Origin of the sequence: Halomonas zincidurans B6, assembly GCF_000731955.1 — a bacterium.
GTDB lineage: Bacteria > Pseudomonadota > Gammaproteobacteria > Pseudomonadales > Halomonadaceae > Modicisalibacter > Modicisalibacter zincidurans.
The window spans coordinates 112,867-129,721 of record NZ_JNCK01000001.1; the positions used below are offsets into that span (position 1 = coordinate 112,867).

Sequence of the window (16,855 nt, forward strand, 5' to 3'; positions counted from 1 at the left end):
ACAATGGATTGGTTCCAGTTGGTTGCGCTTTCGCTCATCCAGGGGCTCACCGAGTTTCTGCCGATCTCCTCGTCGGCGCACCTGATTCTGCCCTCGCAGCTTCTCGGCTGGCCCGACCAGGGGCTGGCCTTCGACGTCGCCGTGCATGTCGGCACGCTGGCGGCGGTAATGATGGCCTTTCGCCGCGAGGTGGCGGGCATCATCGTCGGCTGGTTCGGCCAGTTCGCCGGTGGCGGGTCGCTGGCCTCGCGCCAGACCGATGCCAGCTGGCTGGGCTGGATGGTACTGCTGGCGACGCTGCCGGCGGTGATCGCCGGCGGGTTGTTCAACGACCTGGTCGAGACCTCGCTGCGCTCGTCGCTGGTGATCGCGCTGGCGACGCTGGGTTTCGGTCTGCTGCTGTGGTGGGCCGACGTGCGTGGCAGTCGTAACCGCGATATGGCCAGCCTGACCCTCAAGGCGGCGCTGATCGTCGGGCTGTTTCAAGCGCTGGCGCTGATCCCCGGAACCTCGCGCTCGGGCATCACCATCACTGCGGCGCTGCTGCTGGGCTTCGATCGCCAGAGTTCGGCGCGCTTCTCGTTTCTGCTGTCGATTCCGCTGATCATCGCCGCGGGCACTCTGAAGGGCCTGGAACTCGCCAAGGCCGGCACCGATACCGCACTGCACGACGTGCTGCTGGGCGCCGGTCTGTCGTTCGTTGCCGCATTGGCATGCATCAAGCTGTTCCTGGCAGCGCTGGATCGCATCGGCTTGTGGCCGTTCGCCGTTTATCGACTGGTACTCGGCGTCGTGCTGCTGGGGTTGTGGCTGGCATGACGACGAGGGTCCCGGTGGTGGTCGGCGAGCCGCTGCGCGCGCTCGCCGAGCGCCTGGGCCTTGACTGGGTGGCGAGCCCCCCGGCCGCCGGGCTGTGGCTGATCGAGACCGCCGCAGGGCTGGCGATCGCCGGCGATCCGGGCTGCTATGGCAAGCCGCTGTCGGCCGATTTCGTCGCCGGCAAGGCCGATCATCGACGGCGCTTCGGTGGCGGCCGCGGCCAGTTGGTGGCCAAGGCCTGCGGGCTGACCAGGGGAGTGACGCCGAGGGTGGTCGACGCCACCGCCGGGCTGGGTCGCGATGCCTTCGTGCTGGCCGGGCTGGGCGCCGAGGTATTGATGCTGGAGCGGGTGCCGGCGATCGCCGTGTTGCTCGAGGATGCCCTGGCGCGGGCAGGCCGTGACCCTGAAGTCGCCGAGATCGCCGCGCGCATGCGGCTATGCCGCGTCGACGCCGGCGATCCCCGGGCGCTGCTCGCGGCGGTGAGCGAGGCGCGCTTCGCGCCGCAGGTGATCCATCTCGACCCGATGTTCCCGCATCGCGACAAGTCGGCGCTGGTCAAGAAGGAGATGCGCGTGTTCCGCGAGCTCGCCGGCGACGACGACGACGCGCCGCGGTTGCTGGAGGCGGCGCTGGACGTCGCCACCCACCGGGTGGCGGTCAAGCGCCCGCGCAAGGCGCCGCCGATCGCCGGGCCGCGACCGGCCCACAGCCTCGAGGCCAGGACCAGCCGCTACGATCTCTACGTTCACCGTTCGCTGCGTGGCTGAGCGGGCCCCGCGGCCTCCGGCGAGACGGCGCTGAGCAGCTGTGGATCGGCCACCTCGTGCTGCCGGGCGAGTTGCAGCAGACGCTGACGCAGGGCCGGGTCGAACAGGCTGCGGCTGCGTGCCAGCGCTTCCTGAAGCAGGCTGTCGAAGGCCCGCCTGGCGTTGTCCTGGCATAGCCAGCCTTCGCTTTCCAGGGTGTCCAGCAAGCCGCTGAACAACCGCCGATCGAAGAATTCGGGGGCATTGAGCCCCGAGAGCAGCGTCAATCGCTCGGCGAGCTGGCGGCGAAGCGCGGCGCGTAACGGGTCCAGCAGCGGGTTCAGCAAAGCCATCCGGGTGCCGATGCAGAGAATGTTCAGGCATTATAGCGACATGACCCGGCCGAATGTCGGCGACATTGAGCGTCGACGACGGCGTGAACGACAGGGAACGGGGGGCAGGCAATGCGCGGGGTTTGGCGAGACGGCAACCGGTTCGCGTTGCTGCCGGAAAGCGCATGCTTTCTGCCGGCGATGACCGAGGCGATCGCGGCGGCACGGCATTCGATCATTCTCGAGCTCTACCTGATGGAGTCGGGCCGCCTGGCCAACCAACTGATCGATGCGTTGATCGCTGCGGCGGCGCGCGGCGTGCCGGTGCTGGCGCTGCTCGACGGCTATGGGGCGATGGGGCTGCAGGCCGAGGATCGCCGACGCCTGGCCGATGGCGGCGTGGCGCTGCGCTTCTTCAATCCGCTGGCCTGGCGCCGGCTGGCCAAGAATCTGACCCGCGATCACCGCAAGTTGCTGGTGATCGATGGCCGCATCGCCTTCACCGGCGGCTTCGGGGCCAGCGACACCTTTCTCGATGCCTGGTTCGAAGTCGCGGTGCGCATCGAGGGGCCGGTGGTGGCCGACTGGATGCGGCTCTTCTCGCGGTTGTGGGATTCGTCGCTGACCCGCGGCGCGGGCGACCCGGGGCTGATCAAGGGCCTGCAGCTGGCGATCGCCCCGCTCGAGGACTATCAGGGCATGTGTGGCCGGGTGGTCTGGGGCCAGGGCTATCGTTATCAGGCGATCCGCCTGTCGCTGCACCAGCAGATCGCCAACGCCCAGCGCCGGATCTGGTTCTGCACGCCCTATTTCGTGCCCACGCTGAGCCTGCGTCGGCGGCTGGCGCGGGCGGCCAGGCGCGGCGTCGACGTGCGTCTGCTGCTGCCCGGCGAGTCCCACGATCACCCGGGGATCCGCTATGCCGGCCAGCGCTTCTACCGGCGCCTGCTGCGTGCCGGGGTGCGTATCTACGAGTATCAGCCGCGCTTCATTCACGCCAAGTTCTCGCTGGCCGACGATTGGGCGACGATCGGCTCCTGCAATTTCGACCACTGGAGCTTGCAGTGGAACCTGGAGGCCAACCAGGAGATCCACGATGCGCGCTTTGCCAAGGAAGTGGCGGTGCTGTTCGAGAAGAACTTCACGCAGAGCCGCGAGATCCTGCCCGAACAGTGGGCACGGCGGCCGCTCGGCCAACGCCTGCGCGAATGGCTCTTCGGCACGCTGGATGCCTGGGTGACGCGTCTCAAATAGAGCCTTGCGGGCTGCGGGCTGCGGGCCGATCATTCTGCTCGTCGCTCGTCGCTCGTCGCTCGTCGCTCGTCGCTCGTCGCTCGTCGCTCGTCGCTTAGCGGCGGCGCTTGTCGCCATGCCCGGCGGGCTTCTTCTTGCGCGGCGCCGGCTTGGGTTTCTCCGGCGGCACACGATAATGCAGATACAAATCGAGCACCAGTTCGGGAAGCTGGACGACCAGCCGCTCGGCCTCGCGCGGCTCGGCGATGAACTCGGCCATGTCGGGCTCGTCGTCGAACAGCCCCGACAGCGCCATGAACGGCAACAGCAGGGTCGCCGCGGCTTCCTCGTCATCCTCGAACCAGGCCGCCTCGTCGAGAAACACACCCTCCATGAAGCCGGCGCACCAGTCACCGATCGGGGTTTCCTCGGCGGCGACGCCGCCGAGTGTCAGCTCGAACGGCAGTTCGGGCAACAGGCCCTGTTCCAAGGCGGCGATGGCGTTGCCGCGCAGGCGTTCGAGCAGACCCAGAATCGTCTCGCGCTCGGCGGCGTCGGCGAATGCCGGCTCGCCGTGGAAGAGTTCGCTGATCCAGGTCGCCGCCGGCACCTCGCGGGGTGCGACGGCCAGCGCGACCAGCAAGCCATGGGCACCGATGATGTCCAGCGCGTCTTCGCCGGCACGCTCGGAGTCGAGGAAATCGTCGAGCAGGTCCAGCGCTTGGTCGTCGAGCAGCGGTTGCGGCGGGGGCGTTTCTGACATCGGCTGAATTCCTCAAGAACGAAGGCTGGGCGCGCTTGCCGCGCGCCGCGTTCGCCGGCATTCTAGCATCCCTATGCAAGTACCGACGCTCCCCGCTCCCGATGCCGACTGGCTGGCCGCGCTCGATCGCGACGCCCTGCACGGCGCGGCGCATGAACGCGCCGCCGAAGCGTGGCGACTGGCCTGCGAAGTGCATCCGCAATTGCCGCGTCCGGCGGCCTGGTTCGATCTGCGTGGCAAGGGCGCTGGCCAGGCACATTTCGGCCGTGGCGGGCTGCGCTTCAATCCGCAGCTGCTCGCCGAGAACCGCCTGGCGTTCTTCACCGAGGTGATCCCCCACGAAATGGCCCACTGGCTGGTCCATCATCTCGCTGAAGGTCCGCAGGCGCGCCCCCATGGCCGCGAATGGCGGCACGTGATGCGCGCGCTCTATGGCCTCGAGCCGCGGGCGACGCACGTCTTCGACACGCGCACGGCGAGCCCGGCGCCCTATCGCTACCGTTGCGCCTGCCGCGATCACTTCTTCAGCCGCCGTCGTCATGCCAGCGCCCGCGCCGGGCGGGACTACTTTTGCCGCAAGTGCCGCAACGCGCTGGTCTACAAGGATTGTACGGTGCTCCGGGGTTAAAATAAACGTTTGATATAAAAGCTAAATTTGCTTCTACCAATGTCTAATTGGGGGGCTTGCCCCCGCTGGGTATAAGCTGTCTACAATTTCATCATCGGCTTGGCCATACAATGCTGGCCGACTCGCCGAGCGCGAGGCCACCACTTCCAGGGACAGAGGCGCGACATGACCGAGCAGCAGAAAGTCCATCCAGTCAGTGAGGAGTTTGCCGCCAACGCATGGGCCGACAAGGAGAAATACCTGTCGATGTACCAGCAGTCGGTCGACGACCCGCAAGGCTTCTGGGCCGAGCAGGCCAAGCGCCTCGACTGGTCCAAGGCGCCGACCCAGATCAAGCACGCCACCTTCGATGCCGACAACGTGGACATCCGTTGGTTCGAGGATGGCGAACTCAACGCCTGCTACAACTGCCTGGACCGCCACCTCGAGCGGCGCGGCGACCAGCCGGCGATCATCTGGGAAGGTGACGACCCCAGCGATTCCAAGACCTACAGTTTTCGCGAACTGCACGCGCGCACCAGTCAGCTGGCCAATGCGCTGAAGTCGATGGGCGTCGGCAAGGGCGATACCGTCACCCTGTACATGCCGATGGTGCCCGAGGCGAGCATGGCGATGCTCGCCTGCGCGCGCATCGGCGCGATCCATTCGGTGGTGTTCGGCGGCTTCTCGCCGGACGCGCTGGCCCAGCGAGTGGTCGACGCGCAATCCAAGGTGGTGATTACCGCCGACGAGTCGATTCGTGGCGGCAAGCATGTCCCGCTCAAGGAAAACGTCGACGCCGCGCTGACCCGCGAGGGTACCGATGTGGTCGACAAGGTGCTGGTGGTCAAGCGCAGCGGTGGCGAGATCGACTGGCACGAGGGTCGCGACGTGTGGTTCCACGAGCGCGTCGATGAGCAGTCCAGCGACTGCCCGGCGGAGCCGATGAACGCCGAGGATCCGCTGTTCATCCTCTACACCTCGGGCTCCACCGGCCAGCCCAAGGGGCTCAAGCACACCACCGGCGGCTACCTGCTGCATGCCGCGTTGACCCATCAGTACGTGTTCGATTACCAGGAAGGCGAAGTCTACTGGTGCGCTGCCGATGTCGGCTGGATCACCGGCCACAGCTATATCGTCTACGGTCCGCTGGCCAACGGCGCGACCACGCTGATGTTCGAGGGCGTGCCCAGCTACCCGACGCCGGGGCGCATCGGCGAGGTGATCGACAAGCACCACGTCTCGATTCTGTATACCTCGCCCACCGCGATCCGCGCGCTGATGGCTCACGGCGACACGGTGATGGACTCCAGCACGCGCAACAGCCTGCGCCTGCTGGGATCGGTGGGCGAGCCGATCAATCCCGAGGCCTGGGAGTGGTTCCATCGGGTGATCGGCAACTCTAAGTGCCCGATCGTCGATACCTGGTGGCAGACCGAGACCGGCGGCATCATGATCGCGCCGCTGCCCGGCGCCGTCGATCTCAAGCCGGGCTCGGCGACGCGGCCGTTCTTCGGCGTGCTGCCGGCGCTGGTCGACAACGAGGGCAACATCCTCGAGGGCGCCAGCAACGGCAATCTGGTGATTCTCGACTCCTGGCCGGGACAGGCGCGCTCGATCTGGCAGAACCACGAGCGCTTCGTGCAGACCTATTTCTCGGCCTACCCGGGCAAGTATTTCACCGGCGACGGCTGCCGCCGCGACGAGGACGGCTATTACTGGATCACCGGGCGTGTCGACGACGTGATCAACGTCTCGGGGCATCGCATGGGCACCGCCGAGATCGAATCCTCGTTGGTCGCCCATCAGGCGGTGGCCGAGGCCGCGGTGGTCGGCTACCCCCATGATATCAAGGGCCAGGGCATTTACATCTACGTCACCCTGGGCGACGAGTACGAGCCCAGCGACGAGCTCAAGAAGGAACTGACCCAGTGGGTGCGCAAGGACATCGGTCCGATCGCCTCGCCGGACGTGATCCAATGGGCGCCGAGCCTGCCGAAGACCCGCTCGGGCAAGATCATGCGCCGCATTCTGCGCAAAATCGCCGCCAACGAGACCGATGGCCTGGGCGATACCAGTACCCTGGCCGATCCCAGCGTGGTCCAGGATCTGATCGAGAATCGCGCCAACCGCTAAGCCTCGTTCAGCCAGTGCCGTCGGCCACCCGGAGTCGCCAGCGCCTCAACGGATGAATGTCGAAACGGATGGAGCACGCCAGTTCATCGACGGTTTTTGGCCTCTCTCGCCGGTCTTCAAGGGCCGGCTTTTTCATGGCCGATCGCATGCGTTGACAGCGGGCTTCGCGAGGCTTGGGAATCGGCGCAGGCATGGGGTAACATGCCAGGCACCCTAGGCGACAGGCCCGGCCGCGAAGTGCCCGACGCGACGGCTCGCTGCAGGAGGATCCGGAGGAGACTCAATGGCTTTTGCCCAGAAATTTATCGTCGCCGATGATCACCCGCTGTTTCGAGCGGCGTTGACGCAGGCGCTGCGACAGGTCGCGCCGCAGGCCGAGATCGTCGAATCCGACACCATGGATGCGACGACCGAGGTGGTGACGCGACACCCCGATGCCGACCTGATTCTGCTCGACCTGCACATGCCGGGCGCGCATGGCTTCTCGGGGCTGATCCAGTTGCGTGGACAGACCCCGGAGATCCCGGTCGCGGTGATCTCGGGCAGCGACGAGCCGCACGTGGTGCGCCGGGCGATCGATTACGGCGCCTCGGGGTTCATTCCCAAGTCGTCGTCGTTGAGCGAGATCGCCGCGGCGGTCAGCGAGATTCTCGGCGGCGAGATCTGGCTGCCCGAATCGCTGGCCGATGTGCTCGGTGAGGCCGACGAAGAGGACACCCGCTTCGCCGAAGCGATCGCCTCGCTGACCCCCCAGCAGTTTCGCGTGCTCAACATGCTCACCGAAGGGCTGCTCAACAAGCAGATCGCCTACGAGCTCAGCGTCTCGGAAGCGACCATCAAGGCGCATGTCACGGCGATTCTGCGCAAGCTCGGCGTGCATTCGCGCACCCAGGCGGTGATCGCCGCGCAGAAGCTCGAGGTCGAACCGCCCAAGGTCGAATCCTGAGTCCGCGAGTGGCCTGAGCGGTGCGCTAAAAGCCTCCTGAAAACGTAAGAAGCCGCCCTGCAGTCATGCGGGGCGGCTTCTTACATTGTGCGTCACCGATTTGTCCGGCGCAGCGACTGGTAATCAGCGTTGGCGTTCGAGGAATTCGCGCATCGCGGCCACCGTCTCCTCGCTGCAGTGATGCTCGATGCCTTCGGAGTCGGCGCGGGCGACGTCCTCGGGGACGCCCAGCGCGCATAGTGTGTCGAGCACCACGCGATGGCGCTGGGCGACGCGTTCGGCCAGCCCCTCGCCCTGGGCGGTGAGAAAGATGCCGCGATAGGGGCGGGCGATGGCCAGGCCGTCGCGCTTGAGCTTGGCGACCACCTTGGATACCGCGGCTGCGCTGACCCCGAAGCACTCGGCGAGATCGCTGGCGCGCGCCTCGCCGAGTTTGGCATGCAGGTGGGCGATTTCCTCCACGTAGTCCTCGACCAGTTCAGTCTGATGGTCCTGCCGCACGCGCTTGAAATATTCATGTTTTGGCAGTGAGTTCATTCGCAACCTGGTTCGGTTAACCCGCGAGAGTGAAAAACAGCACGTAGGCGTTGAGGCCAATGATCAGTGTACAGATGACGCCTCCGATCAGGGTCACGGCCTTGTGGTTGACCAGATTGCCCATGACCTTGCGATTGGCCGTAAAGCATAACAGAGGCACCAGCGCGAAGGGGATGCCGAAACTGAGAATTACCTGACTGGCGACCAGCGCCTTCTGTTCGGAGACGCCGAGCATGATTACCACCAGCGCCGGCAGCATGGTGATCAGGCGCCGTAACCAGATCGGGATCGTGAAGTTGACGAATCCCTGCATGATTACCTGGCCCGACAGGGTGCCGACGATCGACGAGGACAGACCGGCCAGCAGCAACGCCGCACCGAAGATATGGCTGGCGGTGGCCTGCCCCATCATCGGCGCGAGCAGCTTGTAGCTGTCGCTGATGGTGGCGATGTCGACACGCCCCTGAGCGTGGAATACCGCGGCGGCCATCGCCAGCATGCTCAGGTTGACCAGTCCGGCGATCGCCATGCCGATGATCACGTCGAGACGATAGTACTTCATCAGCCGCCGGCGCTGACTGTCGTCGGTGACCCGGATGCGGTCCTGCGACAGCGCCGAATGCAGGTAGATGACATGCGGCATGATGGTCGCGCCGAGTATCCCTGCCGCCAGATAGAGCGAATAGCCGTCCGGAAAGCCGGGAATCAGCAAGCCCTTGAGCAGCGGCTCGACGGCCGGTCGACTGAGCAGCATTTCAAGCAGGAAACCCGCGGCGATGGCGAGAATCATCGAGCCGATGAGGATTTCCATCAGTCGGAAGCCGTAGCGATGCAGGTGCAGGGCCAGGTAGGTGATCGCTCCGGTCAGCAGCGCGCCCTCCATCAATGACAGGCCGAACAGCAGATTGAAAGCCAGCGCCGCGCCGAGGAACTCGGCGAGGTCGGTGGCGATGGCCACGACTTCCGCCTGGACCCAGTAGAACCACACCAGCGGCCGTGGGTAGCGCTCGCGGATGACCTGCGGCAGGTTGCGGCCGGTAGCCAGCCCCAGACGCGCCGACAGCGTCTGGATCAGCATTGCCATCAGGTTGGCGGTCAGCACGACCCACAACAGGGCGTAGCCATAGCGCGAACCGGCTTCGATATTGGTGGCGAAGTTGCCGGGGTCGATGTAGGCCACGGCGGCGATCAGTGCGGGACCGAAGAACGCCGTCCAGCCCCAGCGACGGCGCTTGCCGCGCAGCGCGAAGGCCGCCTTGTCGCGGATCGCATTGTCGGAGATCGATTGCAGCATCATGCGAGCTCTCAGTGACTGACATCCATGATCGATTAACCCATGATTGATTAACCGTAGTTAATAACTGATCTAAAGGTTAATTTGTCGTCTGTACGTTGTCCAATAGCCATGCACAAGAAAGCCGATTGGTAGCGTCTATCGGCATGGGTTTGGCAGTCGCTGGGCTGCGGCTAGTGCTCCTGGCGCGTGGCACGACTGGCCTGCAGGGTTCGCGTCAGCAGCGCGCGCAGCGCGGCGGGGCGCACCGGTTTCAGCAGCAGCTGATAGCCGCCGCGCTTGATCTCCTCGGCGACCTCCTCGGTGCGATCGGCGGTGATCACGATCCCCGGTACCGGCCCGCGACAGCGCTCGAGCAACGTCTCGAGGGCCATCAAGCCGGTGACCTCGTTGTCGAGATGATAGTCGGCGAGGATCGCGTCGGGATCGCCGTCGAGGTGGCGCAGTACCGATTTGGCGCCACCGATCGAGGTGGCGGTGAGCACCTCGCATCCCCAGCCGGTCAGCATCGCCTTCATGCCTTCGAGGATCAGCGTTTCGTTGTCGATGCACAGGATACGCGCGCCCTTGAGCTTGTTGCTGGTGCGGCTATTGGAGGGCTCTTCGCTGGCTCTGGCCACCTGCTGGGCGCTGACTGTCGGTACGTCGACGGAGAACACCGTGCCCACGCCCTCCCAGGAGCGAACCTTGAGCGGATGATCGAGCACGCGGCTCATGCGATCGGCGATCGACAGCCCCAGCCCCAGGCCCCTTTCGCTTTCCTTGTGACGCGAGGCCTGATCGAGACGCCGGAACTCCTGGAAGATCTCGGCCTGCTTGGATTCGGGGATCCCCGGGCCGGTGTCCCAGACCTGGATCGACAGCCGCCCGGCGCGGTGCCGGCAGCCCAGCAGCACGCGGCCGTGCTGAGTGTAGCGCAGCGCGTTGGAGAGAAAGTTCTGCACGATGCGCCGCAGCATCTGGGCGTCGCTGTCGATCCATCGGGCGGTGGGGACGACGACCAGGTCGAGGCCGCGTTCGTCGGCCATCACTTCGAATTCGGCACGCAGCGGGCGGAAGATGTCGGCCAGTGCGAAGTGGCTGCGGCGCGGTGTCAGGGCACCGGCGTCGAGCTTGGAAATATCGAGCAGGGTGCTGAGCAGCTCCTCGGCGGTCTGCAGTGAATTGTCGATATGCCCGAGGGTTCGCGAGTGATCGCTGGACAGTTGTTCCTGCGACAGCGCCGAAGTGAACAGTCGTGCGGCGTTGAGCGGTTGCAGCAGGTCGTGGCTGGCGGCGGCCAGAAAGCGGGTCTTCGAGGTGTTGGCGTCCTCGGCGACTTGCTTGGCCTGGCGCAGCGCCTGCTCGGCTTCGGCGCGGACGCGGTTTTCCTGGCGCAGCGCGGCGTTGGCCTCCGACAGCGCCTGGGTGCGCTCGCGCACGCGCTCCTCGAGGTTCTCGTTGGTCTCCTTGAGGGCGATCTCGGCCAGCCGGCGCTCGGTGATGTCCTGATAGAGCGCGAAGAAGCCGAGTATTCCGCCGCTGTCGCCGAAGTGCGGCGTATAGGTGACCAGCAGGTAGCGGGTGCCGCCATCGTCGTCCAGCGAGACCTCGAAGCTGACCCGCTCGCCGTCCAGCGCACGGTGCATCCATGGCATGCGCTCGCGAGCCACGGCGGGAGAGATCACATTGTCGACGCGCTCGCCGATCACCGCGTTGCGATCGACCTTGAAGACCTGCTCATAGGCGCGGTTGGTGAAGAGGTAACGGCATTCCTTGTCGAAGTAGGCGATCAACGCCGGTACGTTGTCGGTGTAGATGCGGATGTTGTTCTCGGAGCGGATCAGCGCTTCCTCGGTGCGCTTCTGCTGGGTGATGTCCTGATAGGTATAGACGAAACCGCCGCCGGGCATCGGGTTACCTTGCACCTCGAGCACGCTACCGTCCTGGCGATAGCGCACGTAGCGGTGCGGATGGCCCTGGCGGATGTTGTCCATCAGCAGTTCGACGTGCTCCTCGGGGTCGCCGGGGCCGTATTCGCCATTCAGGGCGTTGTAGCGCAGCACTTTGTCGAACGGTGCGCCGACCCGGATCAGGTGGTCGGGAAAGCGGAACAGTTCCAGGTAGCGCTGGTTCCACACCACCAGGCGCAGGTTCTGGTCGACCACGCTGATGCCCTGGTTGATGTTCTCGATGGTCGCCTGCAGCAGCGCGCGGTTGAATTCGAGAACCTGCGAGGCCTCGTCGACGATCGAAATGACGTCCGAGATGCCGATGCCGCGGCCCTGCAGCGCTGAATTGACGACGATGCGCGCCGAGGAGGCGCCGAGCACCGAGGCCAGGAAGCGCTCGGTGAACTGGATCACGTCGATCGAGGCGCGGGTATTGTGATCCAGGGTCTGGCCATTGCGCAGCGCGTAGTCGTCGAAGGCGCGCTCGACCTGGCCGGCGCCCAGGAAACGCTCGCACAGCACCTTGAGATCGCCCACCGTGGTGGCGCCGGTCCAGGGCCGGTTGATCGAGGTCTGGCGGGTCTCGACGCTGTCGACGAACAGCGAGGCCTGAATGCGTTCGACCACCCGCTGCGGCGTGACCTGCGAGACGAAGATATAGCAGAACAGGTTGAGCCCCAGCGACAGCATCACCCCATGGGTGAAGGGACTGCCGATATTCAGTGAGAACAGCCGGTCGGGGGCCAGCCACTCGATACCCAGCGGACCGTTGGCGAGCCAGCCGCCGGGCACCACGCCGGCATTGATCAGTGCCGGCAGCAGCAGGGTGTAGGCCCAGATCGCGAAGCCCACGTTCATCCCGGCGATCACCCCGAGGCGGTTGCCGCGCTTCCAGTAGAGCCCGCCGAGCAACGCCGGGGCGAACTGCGCCGCGGCGGCAAACGACAGCATCCCGGTCGAGGCCAGCGAGCTGAACTCGGCGATCAACTGATAGAACACGTAGGCCAGCGCCAGGATCACCACGATGGTCACGCGCCGCGCCCGCAGCACCAGACGGCCGTAGTCGCGGGCCTTGGTGTCGAACCAGCGCAGCCGGAACAGCAGCGGAATGACGATCTCGTTGGAGACCATGATCGACACCGCGACGGTGGCGACGATGACCATGCCGGTGGCCGCCGAAAAGCCGCCGATGAAGGTGGAAAGCGTCAATAACGGGTTGTCGAAGGCGATAGGCAATGCCAGCACGAAGGTATCGGGCTCGACGCTGCCGTCGGGGAACAGCGTCAGCCCGGCGGCGGCCAGCGGCAGCACGAAGATGCCGAAGGCCACCAGGTAGAGGGGAAACAGCCAGCGTGCGCGTGCGGCGTCGTCGCTGTGGGTGTTCTCGACCACGGTGACGTGGAACTGGCGCGGCAGGCAGAAGATCGCCAGCATGGCGAGCAGGGTCTGGGCCCAGAAGCTCTGGCCGAAATCCTGTTCGGTGAGCTGGCGCTGGAGCTGCAGAAAATCGTCGGCGCGGGTCAGCATATCGCCCATGCCGTCGAACACCCCCCAGGTGACATAGGCACCCAGCGCCATGAAGGCGCTCAGCTTGACTATCGACTCGAAGGCGATGGCCTGGATCAGGCCCTCGTGATGTTCGGTGGCGTCGGTATGCCGGGTGCCGAACAGAATCGCGAACAGCGCCATGACTGCGGCGACGTAGAAGGCGGTATCGGCGAATAGCGGCGTGCGGGTCATGTCCGTCGAAGCGGTCAACACCGTGAAGGCGGCGGACACGGCCTTCAACTGCAAGGCGATGTAGGGCAAGGTGCCGACCAGCGCCACCAGACTGGCGAAGGCCGCCAGTGACTGGGTCTTGCCATAGCGCGAGGCGATGAAGTCGGCGATCGAGGTGACGTTCTGTCGTTTGGCGACGCGAATCATCTTGGCCAGCACTGGCCAGAACAGCAGGAAGGTCAGCAATGGGCCGATGAAGATGCTGGCGAACGACCAGCCCGACGTGGCGGCCTGGCCGACGGCGCCGTAGTAGGTCCAGGAGGTGAAATAGATGGCCAGCGCCAGGCTGTAGATGACCGGTCGTCGGTTGGCCGGGCCGTGCCGACGTGCATGGCGATCGCCACGCCAGGCGATGAGAAACAGGATGGCGATGTAGCACAGCGAGACGGCGATCAGCAGCCAGCCTGGAAACATGAACTCTCTCCCTTGACCAGCGGCCATTCTAAGACAACACCGAGGATGAAGGCAGTCGCGATCCTGGACCCCGTGACGATCCCGTGGCGTGCCTGGCGGCAAGCCGCCAGACGCGTATCAAGCGTGGCGCGTCACTCCGAACACACCGCTTCGAGCAGCGGGTCGCTGCGTTCGAGTTGTCGCAAGCGCTCGACATCGGGCTGGCGATTGTCGGCGTTGAGCGGCACCATCTCCCGCGTCGCGCAATTCAGCAGATAGGTCTGATACGTCAGCAGGTCGCGATATTGTCGTTCGAAGCGGTAGAGGATGAATTCGACCAAGCGTTCCCCGTTGGCCTGCGAAGCCATCCTGTCGTTCCGGTCGACCACGCTGAAGGCGGTGGTCAGCGGATAGAGGTAGGTCCAGGGACGCCACAGCATCTGGCTCTTTTCGGTCGACACCACCTGTGCCGATTCGGGCAACTGCTGGCGTTTGTAACCGTACCAGGCGTACTCGTAGTTGATCTGGTAGGCCAGCATGCCCAACCCCGCGCACACCGGTACGATCCAGCGCGGCAGACGTTTACCGCTGAGCAGGCGCAACAACAGCGCCACGCCTGCGGCGCCCAGGCCGGCAAAGGCTGCCGCGACCAAATGCCATATCATAGTGAGTCCTTGCTCAAAGAATCGGGCTTCCCAGTGGGAAGCCCGATTCGACTGGAGCCAGCGAGCTGACTCGTCAGGGTTGCATTATCGCCTAGTGATCGACCGCAGTGCCAGCCCCCTTGGGATAGCGCACGCTCTCCACCAGATCCTGGATTTCCTTCGGTGGCTCCTCGCTGGCATTGGCGACCAGGAAGGCCACGGCGAAGTTGATGATGGCCCCTACCGCGCCGATGGACAGCGGGGAGATGCCCAGCACCCAGTTGGCGGCGGTATCCGGCAGGTTGTTGGTGCCCGGGATGAAGAACCAGCCCTTGTAGATGAAGATGTATACCAGGGTGAAGGTCAGCCCCGACAACATGCCGGCGATGGCGCCCTTGTTGTTCATCCGCGTGGAGAAGATTCCCATCATCAATGCCGGGAACAGCGAGGCGGCGGCGATGCCGAAGGCCAGTGCAACCACCTGGGCGGCGAACCCGGGTGGGTTGGCACCGAGGTAGGTGGCGACGACGATGGCCACCGACATCGAAATCCGCGCGGCTTGCAATTCGCCCTTCTCGGTGATTCGGGGATTGATCGCGCCCTTGATCAGGTCATGACTGATCGCCGAGGAGATCGCCAGCAGCAGACCGGCCGCGGTGGACAGCGCGGCAGCCAGGCCGCCCGCGGCGATCAGACCGACCACCCAGCCGGGCAGGTTGGCGATTTCCGGGTTGGCCAGTACCAGGATGTCGTTGTTGACCTGCAGCTCGTTGCCCTGCCAGCCGCGTCCGGAGAAATCGGCTGAGTCGTTGAACATCTGGATGTTGCCGTCGTTGTTCTTGTCCTCGAAGGTGATCAGCCCGGTTTCTTCCCAGGTGCGAATCCAGTCGGGGCGATCGGCGTAGGCGATGGGATTGGCGGCGGCGTCCTCGTAGTTCTCGACTTGGCCGGCCATGTCAGGGTAGATGGTGGTGATCAGGTTCAGGCGGGCCATCGAAGCCACGGCGGGCGCGGTGAGGTAGAGCAGGCCGATGAACACCAATGCCCAGCCGGCGGACCAACGTGCATCGGCCACCTTGGGTACGGTGAAGAAACGCATGATGACATGGGGCAGGCCGGCGGTACCGATCATCAGTGACAGCGTGAACAGCACCATGTTCAGCTTGTTGTCGACCATCGCCGTGTATTCGTTGAAGCCCAGCGCGGTGACTACTTCGTTGAGCTTGGCCAGCAGCGGCTCGCCGGAGGCGCTATTGTCGGAGAACAGGCCCAGCGCCGGTATCGGGTTGTCGGTCAGTTCCAGCGAGATGAACACCGCCGGAATGGTATAGGCGATGATCAGCACGATGTACTGAGCCACCTGGGTATAGGTGATCCCCTTCATGCCGCCCAGCACCGAATAGAAGAACACCACCACGGCGGCGATGATCAGGCCGGTGGTCGCATCGACTTCCAGAAAGCGCGAGAAGGCAACGCCGGCGCCGGCCATCTGACCGATGACGTAGGTGACCGAGGCCACGATCAGACAGACTACCGCGACCATGCGTGCCGTCTTGCTGTAGAAGCGGTCGCCGATGAACTCGGGCACCGTGAACTTGCCGAACTTGCGCAGGTAGGGTGCCAGCAGCATGGCCAGCAGCACGTAGCCGCCCGTCCAGCCCATCAGGAAGGTCGAGTTGGCGTAGCCACCAGCGGCGATGAGGCCTGCCATGGAGATGAACGAGGCGGCGGACATCCAGTCGGCGCCGATCGCCATGCCGTTGGTGATGGGGTGGACCCCGCCGCCGGCAACGTAGAAATCCTTGGTCGTGCCGGCCTTGGCCCATATCGCGATACCGATATACAGCGCGAAGGAGGCGCCCACGAACAGGACATTGATCGCAAATTGACTCATGCCGACTTACTCCTCGAGGCCGAATTGCTTATCCAGCCGATTCATCTTCCAGGCATAGAAGAAGATCAAGCCGATGAAAGTCAGGATGGATCCCTGTTGCGCGAACCAGAAACCCAGGTCGGTACCGCCGACGGGGATGCCGGCGAGCAAGGGGCGTAGCAGGATGGCGAAGCCATAGGACACCAGCGCCCAGACGATCAGGCACCCGGTTATCAGGCGAAGGTTCGCCTTCCAGTAGGCAGCAGCGTTGGATTTGTCATCTGCCATATTATTGCTCTCCGTGGTGTATTTAAGCGGGTAAGTGGCACTGAGGTCATGTTGGCCCAGCAGGGCAATCGCTCGTCTACAACAACGCTCATCGCTAACTTTTTGCATGCGACGAATGTCGCGTTGGGGAATGTTCCGACCGGCTGACTCTCTTCGGTCGGCTCTTTTTATAGCGACTGTAGCGGCTGAAGCCATCCTCCCTTCACGTCATGGCCCATTGTCGAGGCGTATTATCGACGTGGGATTGCCTTGAGTGACTCAACAGCAATATTGGGCAACAAAAACAAAAAGTAAAATCCTCTACCTTAGTATTATGAGCAAAAGTTCATTAATATAATATTGTTTAAATTCAGTAATTTATTGGCATGTTCGTACGATTATTACGGGTGCGATCCGGCGTTTATAGGACGATGGTCTAGGCAGGGATTCATGGGACAATGGTCTAGGTCTGATTGTGTAGATCGATAGTCTATCTTTTGTCGGGAAGCGGCGCGTTGTTATGCTGACTCGAGAAGCATGGTTGCATGCAGT

The 16,855-nt window shown here is 64.3% G+C and carries 14 protein-coding genes; 6 read left to right on the forward strand and 8 right to left on the reverse strand.

Annotated elements, in window-relative coordinates; translation table 11 throughout:
• The first annotated feature begins 3 nt into the window (after positions 1 to 3).
• Both HALZIN_RS0100610 and HALZIN_RS0100615 read left to right on the forward strand, forming a co-directional pair.
• Positions 4 to 819, forward strand: coding sequence for an undecaprenyl-diphosphate phosphatase (locus HALZIN_RS0100610; protein ID WP_031382329.1), 816 nt, complete (start codon positions 4 to 6; stop codon positions 817 to 819).
• Positions 816 to 1,589 (forward strand): class I SAM-dependent methyltransferase, encoded by a 774-nt coding sequence (locus HALZIN_RS0100615; RefSeq protein ID WP_031382330.1) that lies wholly within the window; start codon positions 816 to 818, stop codon positions 1,587 to 1,589. The genes HALZIN_RS0100610 and HALZIN_RS0100615 overlap by 4 nt, the downstream gene beginning before the upstream one ends.
• Here HALZIN_RS0100615 and HALZIN_RS18120 read toward each other — a convergent pair.
• The gene (locus HALZIN_RS18120; protein ID WP_031382331.1) at positions 1,568 to 1,921 is read right to left on the reverse strand and encodes a hypothetical protein; all 354 of its coding nucleotides are present in this window, start codon (positions 1,919 to 1,921) and stop codon (positions 1,568 to 1,570) included. The genes HALZIN_RS0100615 and HALZIN_RS18120 overlap by 22 nt on opposite strands.
• Before the next feature lie 111 nt (positions 1,922 to 2,032).
• Between HALZIN_RS18120 and HALZIN_RS0100625 the strand changes: the two genes are divergently transcribed.
• Entirely contained in the window at positions 2,033 to 3,154 is a 1,122-nt protein-coding gene (locus HALZIN_RS0100625; RefSeq protein ID WP_031382332.1) for a phospholipase D-like domain-containing protein, read from the forward strand.
• Between the two features lie 94 nt (positions 3,155 to 3,248).
• On the opposite strand, the gene HALZIN_RS0100630 is transcribed toward HALZIN_RS0100625, so the two are convergent.
• Positions 3,249 to 3,896, reverse strand: coding sequence for a YecA/YgfB family protein (locus tag HALZIN_RS0100630; RefSeq protein WP_031382333.1), 648 nt, complete (start codon positions 3,894 to 3,896; stop codon positions 3,249 to 3,251).
• Between the two features lie 73 nt (positions 3,897 to 3,969).
• Between HALZIN_RS0100630 and HALZIN_RS0100635 the strand changes: the two genes are divergently transcribed.
• From HALZIN_RS0100635 to HALZIN_RS0100645, 3 genes are all read left to right on the forward strand, one after another.
• Entirely contained in the window at positions 3,970 to 4,524 is a 555-nt protein-coding gene (locus HALZIN_RS0100635) for a SprT family zinc-dependent metalloprotease (protein WP_031382334.1), read from the forward strand.
• Between the two features lie 165 nt (positions 4,525 to 4,689).
• Positions 4,690 to 6,639, forward strand: coding sequence for an acetate--CoA ligase (gene acs, locus HALZIN_RS0100640; protein WP_031382335.1), 1,950 nt, complete (start codon positions 4,690 to 4,692; stop codon positions 6,637 to 6,639).
• Positions 6,640 to 6,922: 283 nt separating this feature from the next.
• Positions 6,923 to 7,585 (forward strand): response regulator, encoded by a 663-nt coding sequence (locus tag HALZIN_RS0100645; protein WP_031382336.1) that lies wholly within the window; start codon positions 6,923 to 6,925, stop codon positions 7,583 to 7,585.
• 123 nt (positions 7,586 to 7,708) lie between these two features.
• On the opposite strand, the gene mntR is transcribed toward HALZIN_RS0100645, so the two are convergent.
• From mntR to HALZIN_RS0100675, 6 genes are all read right to left on the reverse strand, one after another.
• Positions 7,709 to 8,122 (reverse strand): manganese-binding transcriptional regulator MntR, encoded by a 414-nt coding sequence (gene mntR, locus HALZIN_RS0100650; RefSeq protein WP_031382337.1) that lies wholly within the window; start codon positions 8,120 to 8,122, stop codon positions 7,709 to 7,711.
• Positions 8,123 to 8,138: 16 nt separating this feature from the next.
• Entirely contained in the window at positions 8,139 to 9,419 is a 1,281-nt protein-coding gene (locus tag HALZIN_RS0100655; RefSeq protein ID WP_231663394.1) for an Nramp family divalent metal transporter, read from the reverse strand.
• 170 nt (positions 9,420 to 9,589) lie between these two features.
• Complete coding sequence (locus tag HALZIN_RS0100660) at positions 9,590 to 13,540, reverse strand: hybrid sensor histidine kinase/response regulator (RefSeq protein ID WP_031382339.1); 3,951 nt, start codon at positions 13,538 to 13,540, stop codon at positions 9,590 to 9,592.
• 131 nt (positions 13,541 to 13,671) lie between these two features.
• Positions 13,672 to 14,184 (reverse strand): hypothetical protein, encoded by a 513-nt coding sequence (locus HALZIN_RS0100665; protein ID WP_031382340.1) that lies wholly within the window; start codon positions 14,182 to 14,184, stop codon positions 13,672 to 13,674.
• 91 nt (positions 14,185 to 14,275) lie between these two features.
• Entirely contained in the window at positions 14,276 to 16,057 is a 1,782-nt protein-coding gene (locus tag HALZIN_RS0100670) for a sodium:solute symporter family protein (protein WP_031382341.1), read from the reverse strand.
• Between the two features lie 6 nt (positions 16,058 to 16,063).
• Positions 16,064 to 16,324, reverse strand: coding sequence for a DUF4212 domain-containing protein (locus HALZIN_RS0100675; protein ID WP_031382342.1), 261 nt, complete (start codon positions 16,322 to 16,324; stop codon positions 16,064 to 16,066).
• Between the last annotated feature and the right edge of the window lie 531 nt (positions 16,325 to 16,855).